The sequence below is a fragment of the Azospirillum formosense genome (assembly GCF_040500525.1).
GTDB classification, from domain to species: Bacteria; Pseudomonadota; Alphaproteobacteria; order Azospirillales; family Azospirillaceae; genus Azospirillum; species Azospirillum formosense_A.
This window is the reverse complement of record NZ_CP159403.1, coordinates 134,643-153,139: the sequence shown is the minus strand read 5'-3', so window position 1 is coordinate 153,139 and position 18,497 is coordinate 134,643. Positions and strand designations below refer to the sequence as shown.

The window sequence follows — 18,497 nt, the reverse complement described above, 5'->3', positions numbered from 1 at the left end:
GGAAGTGCACGCAAGCCAGGATGCCCGGCCGGCGACGACGGGCGGCGCAGGAGCCTGCGGGATAAGGCGCCCGCCCCTTCCGAGGGGCTTCGCCGCCGTGCTCCTGCTGGCCTGGACGCTTCTCGCCGGGGGCTGCGCGACGGCGGTCAGCGTCGAACGCGTGGACCATGGCACCGTCCACCAGCAACTCACGCACAACGTCCTGTCGGCGCACGCGCTCAGCGATCCGACCCACAACGTGCTGCGCCGCTGGTCGCTGACGGACCGCTTCCTGGCGCAGCCGGAGAACGCCATGGCCGACCTCCGCGCGCTGGTCACGCAGGGGCATGGCGGCGCCGACGAGATCTTCGCCTTGGCCGAGATGTCGTTCCTCCACGCCGAGGAGCAGGGAGGGCGGCCCTATTATCTGGCCTCCGCCCTCTACGCCTACGCGTTTCTCTTTCCGGGAGGGCTGGACCAGCCGCCCAGCCCCTACGATCCCCGGTTCCGGCTGGCCACCGACCTGTACAACCGTGGCCTGACCTCCGGGCTGGCGACGGAGGACCGAACCGGCATCGCCATTCGGGAGGCCCGCCACCCGCTGCCGTTCGGTGAGCTGGACGTGGCCTTCGATCCTCGGGAGCTGGTGTGGGGCGGGCGCCAGCTGACCGGCTTCTTCCCGGTCGCCGAGCTGCAGATCCACGGCCTCGACGCCCGTTATCGCCAGCCCGGCATCGGCGCCCCCCTGGCGGCGGGAACCACGCAGGGCACCCTGGCGAAAGGCTTCCAGGTCGCCCCGCGCGTCAAGACGCCCGTGACCGCGCTGCTGCGCATTCCCGATCCCCGGCGCCAGATCATGGGCGGGCAGGTGCGCGCGAACCTCGAACTTTATCCCGCGTCCGAAACCGAGGCGGTGCTGATCGACCGCCAACCGGTGCCGCTGGAGGTCGAGCACACCGCCACGCTGGCCTACATGCTGGACGGCATGCCGGTCTGGGAATTCGAGTTCGGCGGCTTCCTGCGCGGCGGCCTGCTGGACAAGATGCCGTCCCGCCTCGTCGCGATGGAGCCGTACCGGTCCGGCCGCATTCCCGTCGTCTTCGTCCACGGGACGGCATCGAGCCCGGTGCGCTGGGCCGAAATGCTGAACGATCTGAGGAGCGACCCGCGCATCCGCGACCGTTTCCAGTTCTGGTTCTTCAGCTACGAGACGGGCAATCCCGTTCCCTACTCCGCGCTTCTGCTGCGCGACGCGCTGCAGGAGGCGGTGTCCACCCTGGACCCGTCCGGACGGGAACCGGCGCTGCACGAGATGGTCGTCATCGGGCACAGCCAGGGTGGCCTGCTGACCAAGATGACGGCGGTGGACACGGGTCCCCGGCTGTGGAACGCGGCGTTCCGCAAGCCGCCGGACCAGCTTCAGCTCGACCCGGAAACGCGCGACCTGCTGACGCACGCCTTGTTCGTGAAGCCGGTTCCGTCGGTCAAGCGCCTCGTCTTCATCGCCACGCCGCACGGCGGCAGCTACGTCGCTGGCAACCGGGTCAGCCAGTTCGTCGCAAGTCTGGTGCGGTTGCCGGGACGCCTCCTGAGGGTGAGTTCGGAAATCGGCAAGCTGGACGACGCCAGCACCACGCTTGCCGGACAGACGGGGTTTGGCAGCGTACACGCCATGACCCCCGGCAGCCTGCTGGTCCAGACCCTGGCGCGCACGCCCATCGCCGCGGGGGTCAAGGCGCATTCGATCATCGCGGTGCGCGGCGACGGACCGGTCGAAACCGGCGACGACGGCGTCGTGGAGTACAAGAGCGCCCACATCGACGGGGTCGAGTCCGAGTACATCGTGCGTTCCGGCCATTCGACGCAGTCCGACCCGCGCACGATTGAGGAGGTGCGCCGCATCCTTCTTCTCCATTGGGATGAGTCCTGCACGAAACGCACCGCGTGCGGGCCGTTGGGCACCGACGCTCCCCGCGTCGCGAGCCGGACCCGTTGACGGTGGCTCCCATGATGGGCTTGGCATGATGGGCCTGGGACGCGCCCTTTACGCTCTCATCCTGTCCGGCGCCCTGCTGTGCCCCGCGCCTTCGCGGGCGGACCTGCGGGCGGACCCCCAGACGGATCAGGCGCCATGGCTGCCCGTCTCGCAGGTCATGTCCGAGCTGGCCCGGAATCCGGAATTCGTGGAAGCCCTGTACCGGCGCCTGGGGCGCGATCCGAAGGCGGGCGGCATCCTGGGGCCGGACGAGATCAAGCGGCTGCGCGAAATGATCCTCGGCAAGGATTTCGAGGGGCTGGACCGCTTTCCCGGGCTGACGGTGCAGGGAATGGGCCGGTCCGTGCGGCTTGCCGGGGCAATGCTGGGCCGCTCCGGCGACGATGGCCTCCCGCCGGAGCCCGCAGCGGCCAGGGAGACGGCCGAGGAGATGGTCGAGGAGGGGCTGGGCATTCCCGCCGCCGGCACCCCTCCGGCGCCGGATGCCTATCTGCGCCCGCTGGGCTTTGGGCTGGAAGCCGGCGACCGCGTCGACCCCGCGCTGGCCGAGCGCTACGCCGATGGCCTGCGTCTGGCCGACCTGCTCAACCGGCTTTCCCTGAACGCCCCGGATGGCGGAGGGCGTTACCGGGTCGTCCTGGACGGCCAAGCGCTGGACACGCCCCGCGCCCTGATGGACGCCTTGGCGCGGGGCGGCCACGACGTGGAGGTCCGCGATTCGCGGTACTTCGCCAATTTCGGCGACCTGATCTATCAGGACCGCGACGTCCTGACGCCGTTCTGGATCGACACCCGACTGCCGGTCCCCGGAACGGACCGCAACCTTCTGGTTCCGGTCAGCCATTCCCAGCACGAACTCGTCGTCCGCGGCCCGGTGGTCAACGCGGACCTGTCCTTCTATTTCGGAATCGACGGGCAGGCCATGTTCCGCCCGAGCGTGACGCGCGATCAGGCCTGGGTCATGGGCAGGGTGGCGCACCGCTACCGTGGGGAGGAGGCGATGGAGGCGGTCCGCCTCGCCGGCGTCATCGTGCGCGCCTACGACGCGATCAAGCGGCGCCATCCGGAGCTGCCGTTCGGCGGTTACTACGCGCTGGGCGTCTGCAACGACGTGAACGCGATGATCGAACTGCGCATGCGGGGCGAGACGACCCTGTACCCGCTGACTCTCGACCCGCAATTCTTCAGGGACGAGGGCGAGGTCGGGCGGCTTGCCGCGAGCCTGCCGCTGGACAGCCGCTGGCGGGCGGCGGCGGACCCGAAGCGCGTTCTGGGGTCCCTCCCCGTGGAGGACCTCGCCGCGCTCCCCCTCCCCTCGCTGCGGGAGGATCTGGAGAAGGTCCGCGCGGCGTGGCAGGGCGGCCGCCTGCCAGGGTCAGGCGTCGGCGGCCTCGCTCTTCCGGGCGCCGTGGCGGCCGGACTCCTGGCCGCCGGCCTGTGGTCGCTGCGCCTGTGGCTCGTGCGGCGGCGCTGACCGAGGACGACCGGCCGGCCTCACGCCGTGGGCCATCGCAGCTCCGGAATGACCTTCAACGGGTAGTTGGGGGTCTCGTAGCCGTCCGGGTCCTGGCGCTTGGGCAGCTTCACGGTTTCCCTGGGCAGATCCTCGTAGGGGATGTGGTCGAGCATGTGGCGGATGATGTTCAGGCGCGCCCGCCGCTTGTCGTCCGACCGCGCGACGAACCACGGCGCCCAGGAGGTGTCGGTCTCCGCGAACATGTCGTCGCGGGCGCGCGAATAGTCGTACCAGCGGCCGTAGGATTTCAAATCCATCGGCGACAGCTTCCAGACCTTGCGCCCGTCGTTGATCCGAGCCTGCAGACGGCGCGTCTGCTCCTTGGGGCTGACTTCGAGCCAGTATTTCAGCAGAACCACCCCGGACTCGATGATGGCCTTCTCCACGCTCGGGACGGCGTCGAGAAACCGCTTCACCTGCTCTTCCGTGCAAAAGCCCATCACCCGCTCGACCCCGGCGCGGTTGTACCAACTCCGGTCGAAGATGACGATCTCCCCGGCGGCCGGCAGGTGCGGGATGTAGCGCTGGATGTACATTTGCGACTTCTCGCGCTCGGTCGGCGTCGGCAAGGCGACGACGCGGAAGACACGCGGGCTCACGCGCTCCGTGATGGCCTTGATCGTTCCGCCCTTGCCGGCGGTGTCGCGCCCTTCGAAGACGACGCAGACCTTCATGCCTTTCTGGACAACCCACTGCTGCAGCTTCACCAGTTCGACATGAAGCTCCGCAAGCGCGCGCTCGTAGTCCCGCCGCTTGAGCTTTGATTGCGCACACTCCAGGCGATGGGCTGTCTTCAGTTTTTTGGCCATGCTCATCATCCTCGCGGACGGGTGTTCGGTGCGATCCGTGACGGGACCGACGTTTCAGGGAGAGGCTCGTCAAGGAGGGGCTCTTCAATGAGAGGCTCTTCAATGAGAGGCTTGGCGGCAGGCCCGGCGGATGGTCACACACCGTCGATCCGGTTCTGGAGTTCGAGCAGGATTTCCTGTTCGAGGTCGGCGATGAGATCGCGGCACGCACCGGTGCGCTTGAAGCGTCGGCTGCTGTTCGACGCCTCCCATTTCCGCAAAATCTCGACGGCCTCTCCGTAATCCTCACAGAGGCTGCGAAAGAACCGATTGTCGGCGCTGTGCTGTTTGATCATCCCCGCCAGGTCCGGGAAGCGCTCCACGACGTGCCGAAGCCTATCCGACATGGGCTGGCCCCACGGTTCTGGAAGAACGCCGGGCTGCCTGCCTTAACTCCGGGCTTTGCCCCCGAACAACCTGCACCGGGGCGCCCCTCGACGTGAAGGGTGAAACGGTTGGCTTTGATACCGTAACAGGTAAACAGAACGGCTTGCCGTGCCCCACGAAAAGCTAGCCGATTATGATTCCGAACGAAGTAACGTATCCAGAGCGTGGGCGTGAAGCATCTATACCGTCAGTGAGTGTTCCAGGCGCCATTTCTCCGGATTAAAATGCGCCCATACCCTTGTCATGCGCATTTTTCTGCAACAGCCGTGCTCGCCGCCCAAGCGCAAGATTCCTTTTTGCATTCGTAATGAATTTGCCGATGTTGAGCCACGCGGCTCCTGATCATGGCGTCCGCAGCTTCAGGGGCTTGGCCGGTGCCGGCGTTTCAGGCAGGGACCGCATGGTGCAGCAACCGCTTTGCCTTGTCGGCGCGGCTGCCGGATGGACTTAACGGAAGGAGGGCGCTCGTGCTTCACGCCTCCGATGACCCGCAGACCGCCGACTTATCCGCATCCACCATCACGGCACCGCTCATCAATGCGGCGCTGGCGCGCGTCCTGGCCAGCCGCAGCTTGCGTGGTTCCGCACGTGGCCGCCGTTTTCTGCAGTTCATCGTGCAGGAGACCCTGGCCGGGCGCGCCAATCGCATCAAGGCCTACACCATCGCCATGGATGTGTTCGACCGCGACGCCAGCTTCGACCCGCTGCTCGATCCGGTGGTCCGCATCCAGGCCGGCCGCCTTCGCCGCTCCCTGGAGCATTATTATCTGACCGAGGGCGCGGCCGACCCGCTTCGCATCGCCATTCCCAAGGGCGGCTACGTCCCCCGGTTCTCGCCGGCGCCCGTCACGGCCGCCGGGACGGACCTTGCGGACAACGCCTCCGGGAAGGCTTCGGCGCCACCCCCTGAAAGCTTGGCCCCGCTGCGCGCGGCATTGCGTCTTTGGCGCGACATCGACCGTCCGCTCCGCTGGCTGGCCGTCGCGGCCATGGTCACGATTCTGGCTGCGGCCGGGGTGGGGCTTTTCGCCGGCTGGCGCGGCATCGCTCCCGCCGGCTCGACGGTCGCGTCGGAGAGCGCCGCGCCGCCGGCCACGGCACCGCGAGCGGTGCGCGGTCCGGCCCTGTTGGTTCTGCCCTTCACCAACGGGTCCGGCGATCCGGCTCTCGACCTCGTCGCCGACGGCATCACCGAGGACCTCGTCGCGGCGCTCGTCCGCTTCGACGATTTTCTGGTCTTCGGCGCCGACACCAGCTTCCGCTACCCTTCGGCGCCGGCCCTGCGCGAGGCCGTGCCGACCACCCGCGTCGACTACATGCTGAAGGGCAGCGTCGCCCAAACCGGCGATTTCATCCAGGTCACGGCCACGCTGATCGCGGCCAAGGATCATCGCTACCTGTGGTCGGACAGTTTCCGTCGCGCCATCACGCCGACCAAGCTGCTGGATCTGCGCCACGACATCGCCGTTCAGGTCACGCGCACCCTGGCGCAGACGGACGGTGTGATCGAGCGCGAGGAGGCGCGGCTGAACGGCCAGCACGCGCCGCAGGACCTGTCGTCCTACGCCTGCCTTCTGCGCACCCGCCACTATTGGCGCCAGCTCAGCGCCGCCCTGCATGCCGAGGTGCGGGATTGCCTGGAACGGACGACCAGGAACGACCCCGGCTACCCCGAAGCCTGGGCGGCGCTCGCCATGGTCACCATCGACGAGGCCCGGCTCGGCTTCAACCCCCGTCCGGCGCGCCGCAATCCGATCGAGGACGGGCTCCAACTGGCCGAGCGCGCGGTGGCGCTGGCTCCGGACAGCGCGTTGTCCCATCAGGCGCTCGGGCTCGCCTGGTGGATGCGCCGTGAGCCGCAGCTCAGCATCGCCGCGTACGAACGGGCGCTCGCGCTCAACCCGAACGACAGCGCCATCCTCGCCGACCTGGGGCGCTGCTACAGCCTGACCGGTGACTGGGAGCGCGGAATTCCGCTGATCCGCGAAGCCTTCACGCGCAACCCTGCGCAGCCGAGCTGGTACCGCCTCGTGATCGCCACGTATCATTACGTGAACGGCCGCTACGACGACGCGCTGGAGGAGATGCGGCGGGCCAATCTCGGGCGGGAGATCATTCTCGGCCACGTCGCGCTGGCGATGATACACGGCCAGACCGGAAACCGGGGCGAGGCGGCGAAGGCCGTCTCCGAGATCCTGCGGCTCGACCCGAACTTCCCCATCAAGGCGATCTCGGAGTTCGAGCGCCGCAACATCCATCCGAACACCATCGTCCGGATCGTCGATGGCCTGCGCAAGGCCGGCCTTGCCATTCCGCCGTCGCAGCTGGCTGACGGCGAGAAGCTCTGACAGCCCGGTCGGGCGACCGGCTCGCCCCGGTTCCCCCAAAGGGCACCGGCAGGCGCGCCGCTGACGCCGCCGTATCGCTGGCGGGCGCGCCGCCGGGATCGGGGATCGCCCGAAACCGCCGGGCGCACGTCGCGCCCTTGCGGTTTCCGGCTTCCAACCTTGCCCCGGATGGGGCTGGCTGCGCGGCGTTCGGACCGGGGCTCCGGTTACTCCTCGGCGGCGGCGGCAGGGTCGGGCCGGGGAACGACCAGCAGCTTGTCGATCCGGCGGCCGTCCATGTCCACGACCTCGATCCGGACGCCCTCCCATTCGAACGCTTCGCCGGCCACCGGAACGTGGCCCAGGTGATGGAGCACCAGACCGGCCACGGTGTGGAAGTCCCCGTTGCCGCGCACCCCGCGCAGCGCGAGGGTGTCCTCGAACTCGTCCACCGGCATCCAGCCCTCCACCAGCCACGACCCGTCCTCCCGACGCACCGCAGCGGTTTCCATGGCCTCGCCGGCCTCCGGAAGATCGCCGGCGATGGTTTCCAGAATGTCGGTCAGCGTGACGATGCCCTCGATGCTGCCATACTCGTCGACGACCACCGCCAGATGGTGGCCCGAGGTCTTCATCAGCTCCAGCAGCTTCAGGATCGGCGTGCCGTCATGAACGACCAGGGGCCGGACAGCCTGGGTCTCCAGGTCGAACGGCCGGCCCTCGACGAGCGCCTCGACCAGATCGCGGGTGTGGAGGACGCCGACCAGCTCGTCGAGTTCTCCGCGGCACACCGGGTAGCGGGAATGCCCCCCGGCGCGGATCGCCGCCAACTGTTCGGCCTGCGTCTTGCCCAGATCCAGCCACGCGACGTCGGGACGCGGGATCATGATGGTGCGCACCGTCCGGTCGGCCAGCCGCAACACGCCGTCGATCATCTCCTTCTCGGCCGGAGCGAACACGCCGGCCTGCGTGCCTTCGGAGATCATCGAGCGGACCTCCTCCTCGGTGACCGATTCCTCCCGCGCCCCCTGCAGGCCAAGCAGGCGCAGCAGCAGGTCGGTCGACGCCCCGAGCAGCCAGACGAAGGGAGCGGCGATGCGCGACAGCAGGCGCATCGGCGGGGCGATCAGCGAGGCCACGCGCTCCGGGCTCTTCAGCGCGATCCGCTTGGGAATCAGCTCGCCCAGGACGATCGACAGGTAGGTGATGACGACCAGCACGCCGCCGACGCCGAGGAGTTCGCCCCGTCCGGCCAGGGCGGGAAAGCTGTCGAGCCATTGGCCGAGCCGGTCGCCCAGAGTCGCGCCGCCGTACGCGCCGGCGACGACGCCGACCAGCGTGATGCCGATCTGCACCGTGCTGAGGAAGCGGCTCGGGTCATCGATCAGCCGCAGCGCCATCCGGGCGCCGCCGTTGCCCTGATCGGCCATGCTCTGCAGCCGGGCCTTGCGCGACGAGACGACGGCCAGCTCCGACATGGCGAACACCCCGTTCAACAGGGTCAGCGCGACGATGATGGCGATTTCAAAAGACAGCATGGCAGGCGATTCCAGACGTGAGGAGAGACGGCGGGCTCCAACGGCTCAGGGGCGGTTGGGCTGCTGACCACGGGCGCGGGCCGGGCGGGGCGGGGAATGCCCTGGCCTGGGCCCTGCACCGGCTCGACGTCCGGCCTGGCTGCCGGGGCGTCTCCGGCCACGGGTCTGCGTCTTGTGAATCGCCCGAATCGGGCTGCGGGGGAACGCCGCAGGACATCCGGTCGGGCCGGGTGCCCTGCGGCCTACAAGGGCCGCTTGAAACGTTCATAATGTCCCCGGCCGGTCGCCGGGGGCGCTCCGTCTTTGTTGCACCTGCCGCGATCATGTGGTTTCGGCACGCCTTCGCGCAACCGTGAAGTCGGGGCGGCGGCACAAAACCGTTGGCGGTACCGATGAATGGCGGGGGCGCCAACGGCTTTGTGCCGCCCCGTCCCGCTTGGCGAGGCCGTCAGATCCGGATCTGCCCGTCCGCCGGTTTTTCCGCCGGCGCCGGCCCGGCGACGCCGTCCAGGGCCCGCTTCAGCGCCTCCAGGCCGGCCGCCGTCGAGCCCTTCGCCGCTTCGACCGCCCCGGTGATCGCCATGCACAGATCCAGACGCTGCCGCGGGTCCTGCCGGCTCGATTCGAGCAGGCGGCCGATGGCGCTGGTCCCGTCCTCGGCGCCGGGTCGCGAATCCGCCGGATCGATGCCGAGCAGCGGCAGGATGTATTCCCGCCCCTTCTCCTTCGCCAGGGCGACGGCGCGGTCGCCGAACTTGCCGGCGGCCTGCAGCCCCATGTCCCAACTGGTCAGGGCGGCGGACACCGTCGGCGAGCACAGCGGCCCGGTTCCGGGCGCCGGGTCGGCCGCGGCGGCGGGAGTGGCGGCGCACAGGCCGGCGGCGATGACGAGGGCTGCGGTGCGCGCGGTGATCGGCATGGCTTCGGCGGTCCCCAAATGGCGTCCCCAAGTGACGCCCGCCTATTTGGGGGCACGGCCTTTGCGCGTCCAGTCGGCATTGCGTGTCCGGGCGGCATCGCGCCTGTGGTCGGGTTTCCCGCGCCTTGCGGCGGAGCCGCACCCCGGGACGCCCCCAATGCGCATGATGGGAATTTTGTGCGTTGCAGCGGCCCATCTTGGAAACCGGAAGCGCGGGGCCACATGCGGGGCATGCGCAATCATGCCCCCCCGCCGGCAGCCGCTCTCCCGTCCGCAGGCCGCAGGACCTCCCTCCGCTTCCGACGGCCGCCGACCACGCGAACCGCCCGCGGGGCGGTCCGGCGCGTGGGGGTGGAGATCGAGTTCCTGGGCATCAGCGCCCGGACCGCCGCCCAGGCGCTGGCGCGCGCGTTCGGCGGAACCTGCGTCGAGGAGGACCCCCATGCCTTCCATGTTCCGGACACCGCGATCGGACGCCTCGGCGTCGAACTCGACCTGCGCCACGCCCACCCGCGGCGGACGGCGGCCCAGCGCCTTCGCCTGACCCCGGCGCTGGCCGCCTGGATCGGCACGGCTTTGGCGGGCGTCGTGCCGCGTGAACTGATCACCGCGCCGCTCCCCTTCGACGAGCTGCACCGCGTGGACGAGGCCGTGCGGGCGCTGCGCGCCGCGGGCGCCCGCGGCGCCGGGACGACGTGGCTGGGATCGCTCGGGCTGCATTTCAACATCGATCCGCCCGACCTCGACGCCGGCACCATCACCGCCGTGCTGAAGGCGTTCCTCCTGCGAAACGCCCGGCTGCGCCGCGAGACGGCCGGGCGCGGCCTCGCCCCGGCCTTCCTGCCCGCGCCCTATCCGGACGACTATGTCAGCCGCGTCATCGCCCCGGACTACTGGCCGGACCTGCCGACCCTGGCCGAGGACTATCTTGCGGCCAACCCGACGCGCAACCGCGACCTCGACCTGCTGCCCCTGTTCCTGCACCTCTTCCCCGACCGGGTGAGGGCGGCGCTTCCCCACGAGAAGATCGGAAGCCGGGCCGTCTTTCATTACCGCCTGCCGCAGGCCCATGTCAGCGATCCGGCGTGGAGCATCGTCGGCGCCTGGAACGGCTGGGCCGGGGTGGAAGCGCTGGCCGGCGACCGCGACGACCTCTTGCGGCGTTGGCGGTCCCTGCGGGAACGGGCGGCCTGATGCCAGCGAGGACGCGGTGAGACTGCTGCTGGTGGAGGATCATCAGGCCCTGTCGGAGATGGTCGCCGGCCATCTGGCGAGGGTCGGCTTCGTGGTGGATTGCGTCGGTTCCGCCGAAGATGCGATCGCGGCGCTCGGGATCACGCGCTACGACGGCGTCGTGCTCGACCTCGGCCTGCCCGGGGCGAGCGGCATGGCCGTGCTGGAGCATGTCCGGCGGCGGGCTTCGCACGGCGTGCCGGTGCTCATCCTGACGGCCCGCGACGCCCTGGAAAGCCGTCTCGCGGGGTTGAACGCCGGAGCCGACGATTATCTGGTCAAGCCCTTCGACCTCAGGGAGCTTGAGGCCCGGCTGCGCGCCGTCCTCCGCCGGCCGGGGCCGCGCCAGACGGAGTCCTTCACGCTCGGCAACCTCAGCTTCGACGTCTCGTCGCGGGACGTCCGGGTGGATGCGCGGTCGCTCGACCTCGGGCGCAAGGAGTTCGCGCTGCTGGAGGAGCTGATGCGGTCGGCGCCGCGCATCGTCATCAAGGACCGGCTGGATGACAGGCTCTACGCCATCCATGAGGCCGTCACGCCGAACGCGATCGAGGCGATCGTCTCCCGCCTGCGCAAAAAGCTCCTGGCGGCCGGCGCCCGCGTCCAGATCGCGACGGTCCGCGGCGTCGGCTACAGGATGACGGCGGAAGCGCAGGCGCTTGCGGATGAATAGCCTGCGGTCCCGCCTGCTCCTGGTCATGGCGCTCGTCTTCGCGCTGGGGGCGGGCAACGTCGTGATCTACCTTCTCGACCTGGACGAGGACATCCGCGCGCACGTCCTGAACGAGCAGGTGGACACCCTTCTCGCCACGGTGACGCCCGCCCCCGACGGGTCGAACCTCGGCGCGCTGCCCGCGCAGTTCTCCGCCTCGGACTGGCGCTACGCGCTCTACACGCGCTCCGGCGACCTCGTCGCGAGCACGCCGGCGGGCGCCGCACCGCTGCCGTTCCGCGATCCGGAGGCGGTCCCGGAGACCGCGCGGACCGCCATCACGGCGCGCCGGATCGGCGACGACCGCGTGCTCGTCGCGAGCCGCAACGACTGGGAGGATTGCGAGGAGCTGTGCCAGCTGTTCCGCGAGCGCATGGCCGGGTCGTCCGTGGTCATCGCGATCCTGGCGGCCATCTCGCTGGTGTCGATCATCTTCCTGGCGCGCTGGATGCTGGGCTCGGTCCGCCGCGCGGCCGACCTTGCCGCGACCATCGGCGTCGCCCATCCCGACCGGCGCATCCCGCTCCGCGAGCTGCCGGAAGAGATCGTTCCGCTGGCGATCTCCGCCAACCAGGCGCTGGACCGCTTGTCGTCGGCGTACGAAATCGAACGGCGATTCACCGCCGATGCCGCTCATGAGCTGAGGACGCCGCTCGCCGTGCTCGATCTGCGGCTGCAGAAGGCGCGCACGGAGCCAAGCCCCGACTGGAGCGCCATCGCGCAGGACATGGACCAGATGCGCCACCTCATCGACCAGCTCCTGGCCCTGGCCCGCGCCGACCAGGGTGGCGACCGGGGTCTGCATGAGCCGGACGCTCCCGTCGGGCTCGCCAGGATCGTCCGGGAGGCCGTCGCCGACATGCTCCCGGCCTACGAGGCGGCCTCACGAACGATCGATGTCGACGTCGCCGAGGGTCTGGTCGTCGCGGACGCGCACCGGCAGCTTCGCCAGGCCCTGAGGAACCTCCTCGACAACGCCTTCCGCCACGGCAAGGGGCGGGTCTCGGTGTCCCTCGCGAGCCGGGAGGAAGGCACGGCGGTCCTGCGCGTGTCCGACGAAGGGCCGGCGGTCCCCCGGGACGAGGGCGACGTGCTGTTCGAGCGCTTCCACAAGGGCGCGCAGAATTCGCCGGGGTCGGGGCTCGGCCTGGCCATCGTCCGCCGCATCCTGCGCAACCTGGGTGGGGACGCCCGCATCGGAATCGGCCCCACCTTCGCCATCGAGCTGATCGTGCCGCTGGCCCCGCTCGACGCCCGCAGCCCGGCCCCCCTCAGGGCGTGACCACGCCGAGCTGCAGCAGCGCCAGCAGCGCGAGCCCCAGCACCGTGCGGTAGATCACGAACGGCATGAAGGACGCCCGCGAGACCAGCTTCAGGAACGCGACGATCACGATGTAGCCGACGAGGAAGGCGACGGCGGTCGCCACGATCGTCGGGGCGAGGGCGACGTGCTGCGGCTCCCCCCAGGATTTGGCGAGCTGGTAGAAGCCCGACCCGAACACCGCCGGAACGGCGAGGAGGAAGGAATAGCGCGCCGCCGCCTCCCGCGTGAAGCCCAGCATCAGAGCCGCGGTGATGGTGCCCCCCGACCGCGACACGCCGGGAATGAGCGCCATTGCCTGGGCGAAGCCGAGCAGAAGGCCGTCGCGCCACGACAGCTCGGCCAGCACCTTGCGCCGGCGGCCGTACCGGTCCGCGAAGCCCAGGATGATGCCGAACACGATGAGCGTGGAGGCGACGATGTAGAGGCTGCGCAGGCTCGTTTCGATGGCTCCGCTGAACAGCAGGCCGAGGACGACGATGGGCACGCTGCCGACCACGATCAGCCATCCGAGGCGCGCGTCCTCCGGGACATGGCCGCCAATTCCCGATACTTGGCGGATCATCGCCGTCGCGATCCGCATCAGATCCTCCCGGAAATAGATGAGGACGGCCAGTTCGGTGCCGATCTGCGTGATGGCGGTGAAGGCCGCGCCGGGATCGGCGCCGGACGGCAGGAACTCCCCCGCGATCCTCAGATGCGCGCTCGACGAGATCGGCAGGAACTCGGTCAGGCCCTGCAAGAGCCCCAGAACAGCCGCTTCCCATATCGGCATCGTCCCGTCTCCGTTTCTTCTTGGTGTCGTGTGGGACGGCAGCCTGCCGTCGCGAGCTGACACGCACCTGATGCGGACCGGCGATTCCGCGGCGCAAGCGGGAAGCCGTCAGGATCGTGTCAGCCGCCGCGGCTAGGACTGGTTGGGACGGTTGGAGGAGGTCCGCGACGGCGGTGCCGTCTCCCCGCTCCCCTGAAACGGCCGAAGGTGGATCACATCATGGATGCAGCCGTCGAGATGGCCATGCATTTCCTGGAACGCCATCATGACTGGGCCGGCCCGATCGTGGCGGTCGTGGCGTTCTGCGAGTCGGTGGTCCTGGTCGGCCTCGCCGTGCCGGCGACGGCCCTCATGATCATGTTCGGTACGCTTCTGGGGCTGGGCATCATCGACCCGCTCCCGGTGATTGTCGGAGCCGTCCTGGGAGCCGTCGCGGGCGACGCCGTGTCCTACAGCCTGGGACGCTGGCTGGGGCCGGCGGTGGTGTACCGGCGGCCCCTGTCCCGATACCGGGCGAAGGTGGCGAAATCGCGCCTGCTCTTCCGCCGCTACGGCTTCGCCGCGGTGTTCATCGGGCGGTTTCTCGGCCCCCTGCGCTCGATCGTCCCGCTGGTGGCCGGGATGATGAAGATGAAAGGTCGCCGGTTCCAGGTCGCCAACGCTGCGTCCGCCGCCCTGTGGGCGCCCGCCATGCTCGCGCCGGGATGGCTGGCCTCGGCGGGCGTCGGCAGCATCGCCTCCGGCACGGGCGGCTTCGGCGGGCTCATGACGGCCGCCCTCGCCGGCAGCGTCGCGCTGACGGTCCTGATCGCCTGGTTCCTGGGATCGCGGCGGCGACCGAGCCGCCGGTACCGATGACCGTCGCGGGCCGGGACCTGCGGGGCCGCCTCACCCCGGCGTGACGCCGTTGAGAAGGTGATAGCTGCGGATCACCTGGCTGTCGTCCATCGCGCCCTCGCCGCGGCCGGAGGCGGAGAGGAACATCTGGTGGGCGACGGCGGCCAGCGGCAGGGCCGCCTTGGCGCCGCGCCCGGCCTCCAGGACGATGCCGAGGTCCTTGACGAAGATGTCCACCGCGCTGGTGATGCCCGGCTCGCTCTCCAGCATGCGCGGGCCGCGGTCCTTCAGCATCCAGCTCGACGCGGCGGAGCCGCTCATGATCTCCAGCAGGACCGCCAGATCGACGCCGGCCTTGGCGGCCAGCGAGAAGGCTTCCGCCACCACGGCGATGTGGACGCCGCACAGCAGCTGGTTGACCGTCTTGACCGTGGCGCCCTGCCCCGGCGCCTCGCCGACGTGGAAGACCTTGTCGCCCATCGCCGCCAGGACCGGGCGCACCCGCTCCACCGTCGCGGCCGGGGCCGCCGCCATGATCGAGAGCGTTCCGGCCGCCGCTCCGACCGTCCCGCCCGACACCGGGGCGTCCACGAAACGCCGCCCCGCCGCCTCGACCCGCGCGGCGAGCGCGGCGACGGCGTCCGGCGGGCAGGTCGCCATCAGGATCACCGTGGCGCCCTCCGGCAGTTTGTCCAGCGCGCCCTGGCCGAACAGCACGGACTCCGCCTGGGCGGCGTTGACCACCATCAGGACCAGGGCATCGGCCCCTTCGGCAACGGCGGCGGCGCTGGCCACCCCGCGCCCGCCGCGGGCTTCCAGGGCCGCGACGCTCTCGCGCCGCACGTCGAAGCCGCGCAGCGCGAAACCGCGGGCCAGCAGGTTGCACGCCATCGGCATGCCCATGGAACCGAGGCCGACAAAGCCCACCGTCATCATGGCCGTATCACTTTCCTGAGCTGAAAGGGAGAGGACGGCCCGGTCCACCCGCCGGAACATCGGGGAACCGGGCCGCAAGGCGGATCAGAGGAAGCCGATGGAGATCCAGGGCACCGCCGCGACGACGATCAGGCCGATGGTCAGCGCCACCAGATAGCCGATGATCGGCTTCATGCCCTCGTCGGGGTTGATCCGGCTGATGGCACAGGCCGCGTAATAGCCGACGCCGAAGGGCGGGGCGAACAGGCCGATGCCCATGGCGAGGATCACGATCATCGCATAGTGCACCTCATGCACCCCCAACTGGCGGGCGATGGGGAACAGCAGCGGTCCGAACAGCACGATGGCGGGGATGCCCTCCAGCACGCTGCCCAGGATGATGAAGGCGATGATCGACACCACGATGAAGACCGGCACGCCGCCCGGCAGGGCCCGCATCGCCTCGGCCAGCGAGCTGGAGAAGCCGGACTGTGTCAGCGCCCAGGCCATGCCGGTGGCGGCGCCGATGATGAGCAGGATCGCTCCGGACAGCGACGCCGTCTCGACCAGCATCGGGTAGATGCGGCGCCAGTCGAACTGGCGGTAGATCAGCAGGCCGGCCACCACCGCGTAGACGATGCCGATGGTCGAGACCTCGGTCGCGGTCGCGACACCCTCGATCACCGCGGCGCGGATGATGAAGGGCAGCGCGATGGCCGGCAGCGCGATCAGAAAGGCCTTGCCGATCTCCGCCTTGCTGGCGCGGCGGACGTGGGACAGGTCCTCGTGGCGGTAGCGCCACCAGACCAGCGCCGCCAGCGCCGCGCCCAGCACGACGGCGGGCAGCAGGCCGCCGGTGAACAGGGCGGCGATGGACACGCCGGTGACCGAGCCGATGGTGATGAGGACCAGCGACGGCGGGATGGTCTCGGTCTGGGCGCCGGTGGCCGACAGAAGCGCCACGAGGTCGCCGGGCTTGGCGCCGCGCGCCTTCATCTCGGGGAACAGCACCGGGGCGACCGCCGCCATGTCCGCCGCCTTCGACCCGGAAATGCCCGAGACGAGGTACATGGCGCCGATCAGCACGTAGGACAGGCCGCCGCGGACATGGCCGAGCAGGCTGGCCAGGAAGCCGACCATGGCGCGGGCCATGCCGGTCATCTCGATCAGCTGGCCGAGGAAGACGAACAGCGGCACCGACAGCAGGATCAGGTGGCTCATCCCCTCGTCCATGCGGCCGACCATGACGATGGCCGGGGTCGAGGTGGCGAGGGCCAGATAGCCGAAGGTCGCCAGACCGAAGGCGAAGGCGATGGGCAGGCCGAGGAACACCATCGCGCCGACGCCCACCACGAAGAAGAGCAGCAGGTTGTAGTTGCCGAGCCCCGCGAACAGCGGCGCCGCCAGCGCCATGACGCCGACCACCGCCGTGACCGCCGCTACCGCCCGCAGCACGTCGGACGGGCGGCCCAGCCGCGCCAGCCGGAGCAGCGCCACCGCGATCATCAGGACGAAGCCCACCGGCAACGCGCTCGCCCGCCAGGAGTTGGGAATGTCCAGCGCCGGGGTGGTCACCCACACCTCCTCCACCGCGAATTCATAGGCCGGCTCGGCCATCAGCAGCAGGAAGGCCAGCGCCGCGGTGATCGCCACCACGTCGAGGAACGCCTGGGTGCGGGGCTGGAGCATGCCGACGATCGCGGTCATCCGCATGTGCTCGCCCCGGCGCAGCGCCACGACGGAGCCGAACATGGCGAGCCAGAGGAACAGGATGGAGGCCAACTCGTCCGACCAGATGATCGGGCTGTGCAGGAGGTAGCGCCAGATGACGCCGACCAGCAGGACGCCGACCTCGGCGAGCACCAGCAGCGCCGCCGGCGTCTCGACCAGCAGCCCGATGCCGCGGTCCAGCCGGTCGAGCCAGCCAGTGCCGGCGCCCGATGGCCGTCCGGCGCCGTGAACGGCGGCGTCCGCCGTGTTGACGGGAGTGTTCATGGTAACCAGCCCTTCGCATGGACGATCGGTTGTGGGGAGGCGGCCGGCTCCGCAGATCCTTCGGGAACCGGAGGACCGGCCGCGTCGGCGGACCGCGTCAGCCCAGCTTGCCGGTCACCTTCTCAAGCAGGTCCCAGGCGGTGGCCCCGTACTTCTCCTTCCACTCGGCATAGAAGTTCGTCCCGGCGAGCACCTTGCGGAACGGTTCGCGGTCGATGGTGTGGAAGGTCAGCCCCTTGGCGGACAGGTCCTTCTGCAGCGATTCGGTGAGCGCGGCGATGTCGGCCCGCTGGTCGTCCGCCGAACGGTCCAGTTCGCGGGTGACGATGGCCTGGATGTCGGCGGGCAGGCGGGCGAAGGCGCGCTTGTTGCCGAGCACCCAGTAGCCGTCCCAGACATGGCCGGTCAGGCTGCAGGACTTCTGCACCTCGTACAGGCGGGCGGTGGCGATGATCGCCAGCGGGTTCTCCTGCCCCTCCACCACCGTGGTCTGAAGGGCGGAGTAGAGTTCGTTGAAGTTGATCGGCGCGGGCGCGGCGTCGATCGCCTTGAACAGCGAGGTCAGGGCCGGCGCCGGCGGCACCCGCATCTTGAAGCCCCTGATGTCCTCCGGAGTCTTGATGACGCGGGTGGAGGAGGTGACGTGGCGGAAGCCGTTGTCCCAGATCTTGCTGAGCGTCATGATCGGGGTCTTGGCGATCTCCGCCCGGACATGCTTGCCCAGCTCGCCGTCCATCGCCTGCCAGACCGCGTCGTAATCCTTGAAGGCGAAGCCCATGCTGGTGATGCCGGACAGCGGGACGAAGGTGGCGAGGATCAGAGAGGAGAGGTTGAAGATCTCCACGCCGCCGTTGCGCACCTGCCCCAGCAGGTCGGTGTCGCTGCCGAGCTGATTGGCCGGGAACAGCTTGATGTCGAGCCGGCCGGAGGTCGCCTCGCGGATGCGGTCGATGGCCTCCTGCGCGCGGATGTTGACCGGATGGGTCGGGTCCTGGCCGGTGGCGTATTTGAACTGGAACTCGGCGGCGTTGGCCGGGCGCTTGAGGATGGTCACCAGCGGCACGGCGGCGGCGGCGGCCAGAACGGCGCGGCGGCTCGGGCGAAGAAGGCCCAGGGTGGCGTGAGCGGAATTTTGGGGCGGCTTCTTGTCCATTGTTTCCTCTCCTGTGGTCTTTTGTCGTTCAGCGTATCGGGAGCGG

15 protein-coding genes are annotated in these 18,497 nt (G+C 69.8%); 7 read left to right on the top strand and 8 right to left on the bottom strand.

Translation table 11 applies throughout. The features are described from left to right. Nucleotides 1-97 precede the first annotated feature (97 nt). Both ABVN73_RS13825 and ABVN73_RS13820 read left to right on the top strand, forming a co-directional pair. Nucleotides 98-1,975, top strand: coding sequence for an alpha/beta hydrolase (locus tag ABVN73_RS13825; protein WP_353860242.1), 1,878 nt, complete (start codon nt 98-100; stop codon nt 1,973-1,975). 25 nt (nt 1,976-2,000) lie between these two features. Continuing rightward, nucleotides 2,001-3,449, top strand: a complete 1,449-nt coding sequence (locus tag ABVN73_RS13820; protein WP_353860241.1) for a hypothetical protein — start codon at nt 2,001-2,003, stop codon at nt 3,447-3,449. A 20-nt stretch (nt 3,450-3,469) separates the two neighbouring features. Here the strand turns inward: ABVN73_RS13820 and ppk2 are convergent, their stop codons facing one another. Further along, nucleotides 3,470-4,300 carry a polyphosphate kinase 2 gene (ppk2, locus tag ABVN73_RS13815; RefSeq protein ID WP_353860240.1) on the bottom strand — a complete coding sequence of 277 codons (831 nt, stop codon included), beginning with the start codon at nt 4,298-4,300 and terminating at the stop codon, nt 3,470-3,472. A gap of 134 nt (nt 4,301-4,434) precedes the next feature. Further along, on the bottom strand, nt 4,435-4,662 hold the full coding sequence (locus ABVN73_RS13810) for a hypothetical protein (RefSeq protein ID WP_353860239.1): 228 nt from the start codon (nt 4,660-4,662) through the stop codon (nt 4,435-4,437). Nucleotides 4,663-5,193: 531 nt separating this feature from the next. On the opposite strand from ABVN73_RS13810, the gene ABVN73_RS13805 reads away from it, so the two are divergent. Beyond that, nucleotides 5,194-7,074, top strand: a complete 1,881-nt coding sequence (locus tag ABVN73_RS13805) for a tetratricopeptide repeat protein (RefSeq protein ID WP_353860238.1) — start codon at nt 5,194-5,196, stop codon at nt 7,072-7,074. A gap of 206 nt (nt 7,075-7,280) precedes the next feature. Here the strand turns inward: ABVN73_RS13805 and ABVN73_RS13800 are convergent, their stop codons facing one another. Then, a complete protein-coding gene (locus ABVN73_RS13800) occupies nt 7,281-8,591 on the bottom strand; it encodes a hemolysin family protein (RefSeq protein ID WP_353860237.1) in 1,311 nt (436 codons plus the stop codon). A 448-nt stretch (nt 8,592-9,039) separates the two neighbouring features. Beyond that, nucleotides 9,040-9,510 (bottom strand): hypothetical protein, encoded by a 471-nt coding sequence (locus tag ABVN73_RS13795; protein WP_353860236.1) that lies wholly within the window; start codon nt 9,508-9,510, stop codon nt 9,040-9,042. A 345-nt stretch (nt 9,511-9,855) separates the two neighbouring features. Between ABVN73_RS13795 and ABVN73_RS13790 the strand changes: the two genes are divergently transcribed. From ABVN73_RS13790 to ABVN73_RS13780, 3 genes are read left to right on the top strand one after another with little or no spacing between them, the layout of a single operon-like run. Continuing rightward, on the top strand, nt 9,856-10,704 hold the full coding sequence (locus ABVN73_RS13790) for an amidoligase family protein (protein WP_353860235.1): 849 nt from the start codon (nt 9,856-9,858) through the stop codon (nt 10,702-10,704). A gap of 16 nt (nt 10,705-10,720) precedes the next feature. Continuing rightward, a complete protein-coding gene (locus ABVN73_RS13785; RefSeq protein ID WP_353860234.1) occupies nt 10,721-11,416 on the top strand; it encodes a response regulator transcription factor in 696 nt (231 codons plus the stop codon). Further along, nucleotides 11,409-12,737 carry a HAMP domain-containing sensor histidine kinase gene (locus ABVN73_RS13780; RefSeq protein WP_353860233.1) on the top strand — a complete coding sequence of 443 codons (1,329 nt, stop codon included), beginning with the start codon at nt 11,409-11,411 and terminating at the stop codon, nt 12,735-12,737. The genes ABVN73_RS13785 and ABVN73_RS13780 overlap by 8 nt, the downstream gene beginning before the upstream one ends. Here the strand turns inward: ABVN73_RS13780 and ABVN73_RS13775 are convergent. Next, complete coding sequence (locus ABVN73_RS13775) at nt 12,727-13,551, bottom strand: undecaprenyl-diphosphate phosphatase (RefSeq protein ID WP_353860232.1); 825 nt, start codon at nt 13,549-13,551, stop codon at nt 12,727-12,729. The genes ABVN73_RS13780 and ABVN73_RS13775 overlap by 11 nt on opposite strands. A 219-nt stretch (nt 13,552-13,770) precedes the next feature. Here ABVN73_RS13775 and ABVN73_RS13770 point away from each other — a divergent pair, with 219 nt between their 5' ends. After that, nucleotides 13,771-14,409 (top strand): DedA family protein, encoded by a 639-nt coding sequence (locus ABVN73_RS13770; RefSeq protein ID WP_353860231.1) that lies wholly within the window; start codon nt 13,771-13,773, stop codon nt 14,407-14,409. A gap of 30 nt (nt 14,410-14,439) precedes the next feature. Here the strand turns inward: ABVN73_RS13770 and ABVN73_RS13765 are convergent, their stop codons facing one another. The 3 genes from ABVN73_RS13765 to ABVN73_RS13755 all read right to left on the bottom strand — a co-directional run bounded on the left by ABVN73_RS13765 (nt 14,440) and on the right by ABVN73_RS13755 (nt 18,451). Further along, the gene (locus ABVN73_RS13765; RefSeq protein WP_353860230.1) at nt 14,440-15,384 is read right to left on the bottom strand and encodes an NAD(P)-dependent oxidoreductase; all 945 of its coding nucleotides are present in this window, start codon (nt 15,382-15,384) and stop codon (nt 14,440-14,442) included. 24 nt (nt 15,385-15,408) lie between these two features. Beyond that, on the bottom strand, nt 15,409-17,298 hold the full coding sequence (locus ABVN73_RS13760) for a TRAP transporter large permease subunit (RefSeq protein WP_353860229.1): 1,890 nt from the start codon (nt 17,296-17,298) through the stop codon (nt 15,409-15,411). Nucleotides 17,299-17,395: 97 nt separating this feature from the next. After that, the gene (locus tag ABVN73_RS13755; RefSeq protein WP_353860228.1) at nt 17,396-18,451 is read right to left on the bottom strand and encodes a TRAP transporter substrate-binding protein; all 1,056 of its coding nucleotides are present in this window, start codon (nt 18,449-18,451) and stop codon (nt 17,396-17,398) included. Nucleotides 18,452-18,497 lie beyond the last annotated feature (46 nt).

Coding starts and splice junctions, on each gene's coding strand:
- ABVN73_RS13820 (WP_353860241.1), top strand. CDS start 2,001: ATGATGGGCCTGGGACGCGCCCTTTACGCTCTCATCCTGTCCGGCGCC.
- ppk2 (WP_353860240.1), bottom strand. CDS start 4,300: ATGGCCAAAAAACTGAAGACAGCCCATCGCCTGGAGTGTGCGCAATCA.
- ABVN73_RS13800 (WP_353860237.1), bottom strand. CDS start 8,591: ATGCTGTCTTTTGAAATCGCCATCATCGTCGCGCTGACCCTGTTGAAC.
- ABVN73_RS13795 (WP_353860236.1), bottom strand. CDS start 9,510: ATGCCGATCACCGCGCGCACCGCAGCCCTCGTCATCGCCGCCGGCCTG.
- ABVN73_RS13780 (WP_353860233.1), top strand. CDS start 11,409: ATGAATAGCCTGCGGTCCCGCCTGCTCCTGGTCATGGCGCTCGTCTTC.
- ABVN73_RS13775 (WP_353860232.1), bottom strand. CDS start 13,551: ATGCCGATATGGGAAGCGGCTGTTCTGGGGCTCTTGCAGGGCCTGACC.
- ABVN73_RS13770 (WP_353860231.1), top strand. CDS start 13,771: ATGGATGCAGCCGTCGAGATGGCCATGCATTTCCTGGAACGCCATCAT.
- ABVN73_RS13765 (WP_353860230.1), bottom strand. CDS start 15,384: ATGTTCCGGCGGGTGGACCGGGCCGTCCTCTCCCTTTCAGCTCAGGAA.
- ABVN73_RS13760 (WP_353860229.1), bottom strand. CDS start 17,298: ATGAACACTCCCGTCAACACGGCGGACGCCGCCGTTCACGGCGCCGGA.
- ABVN73_RS13755 (WP_353860228.1), bottom strand. CDS start 18,451: ATGGACAAGAAGCCGCCCCAAAATTCCGCTCACGCCACCCTGGGCCTT.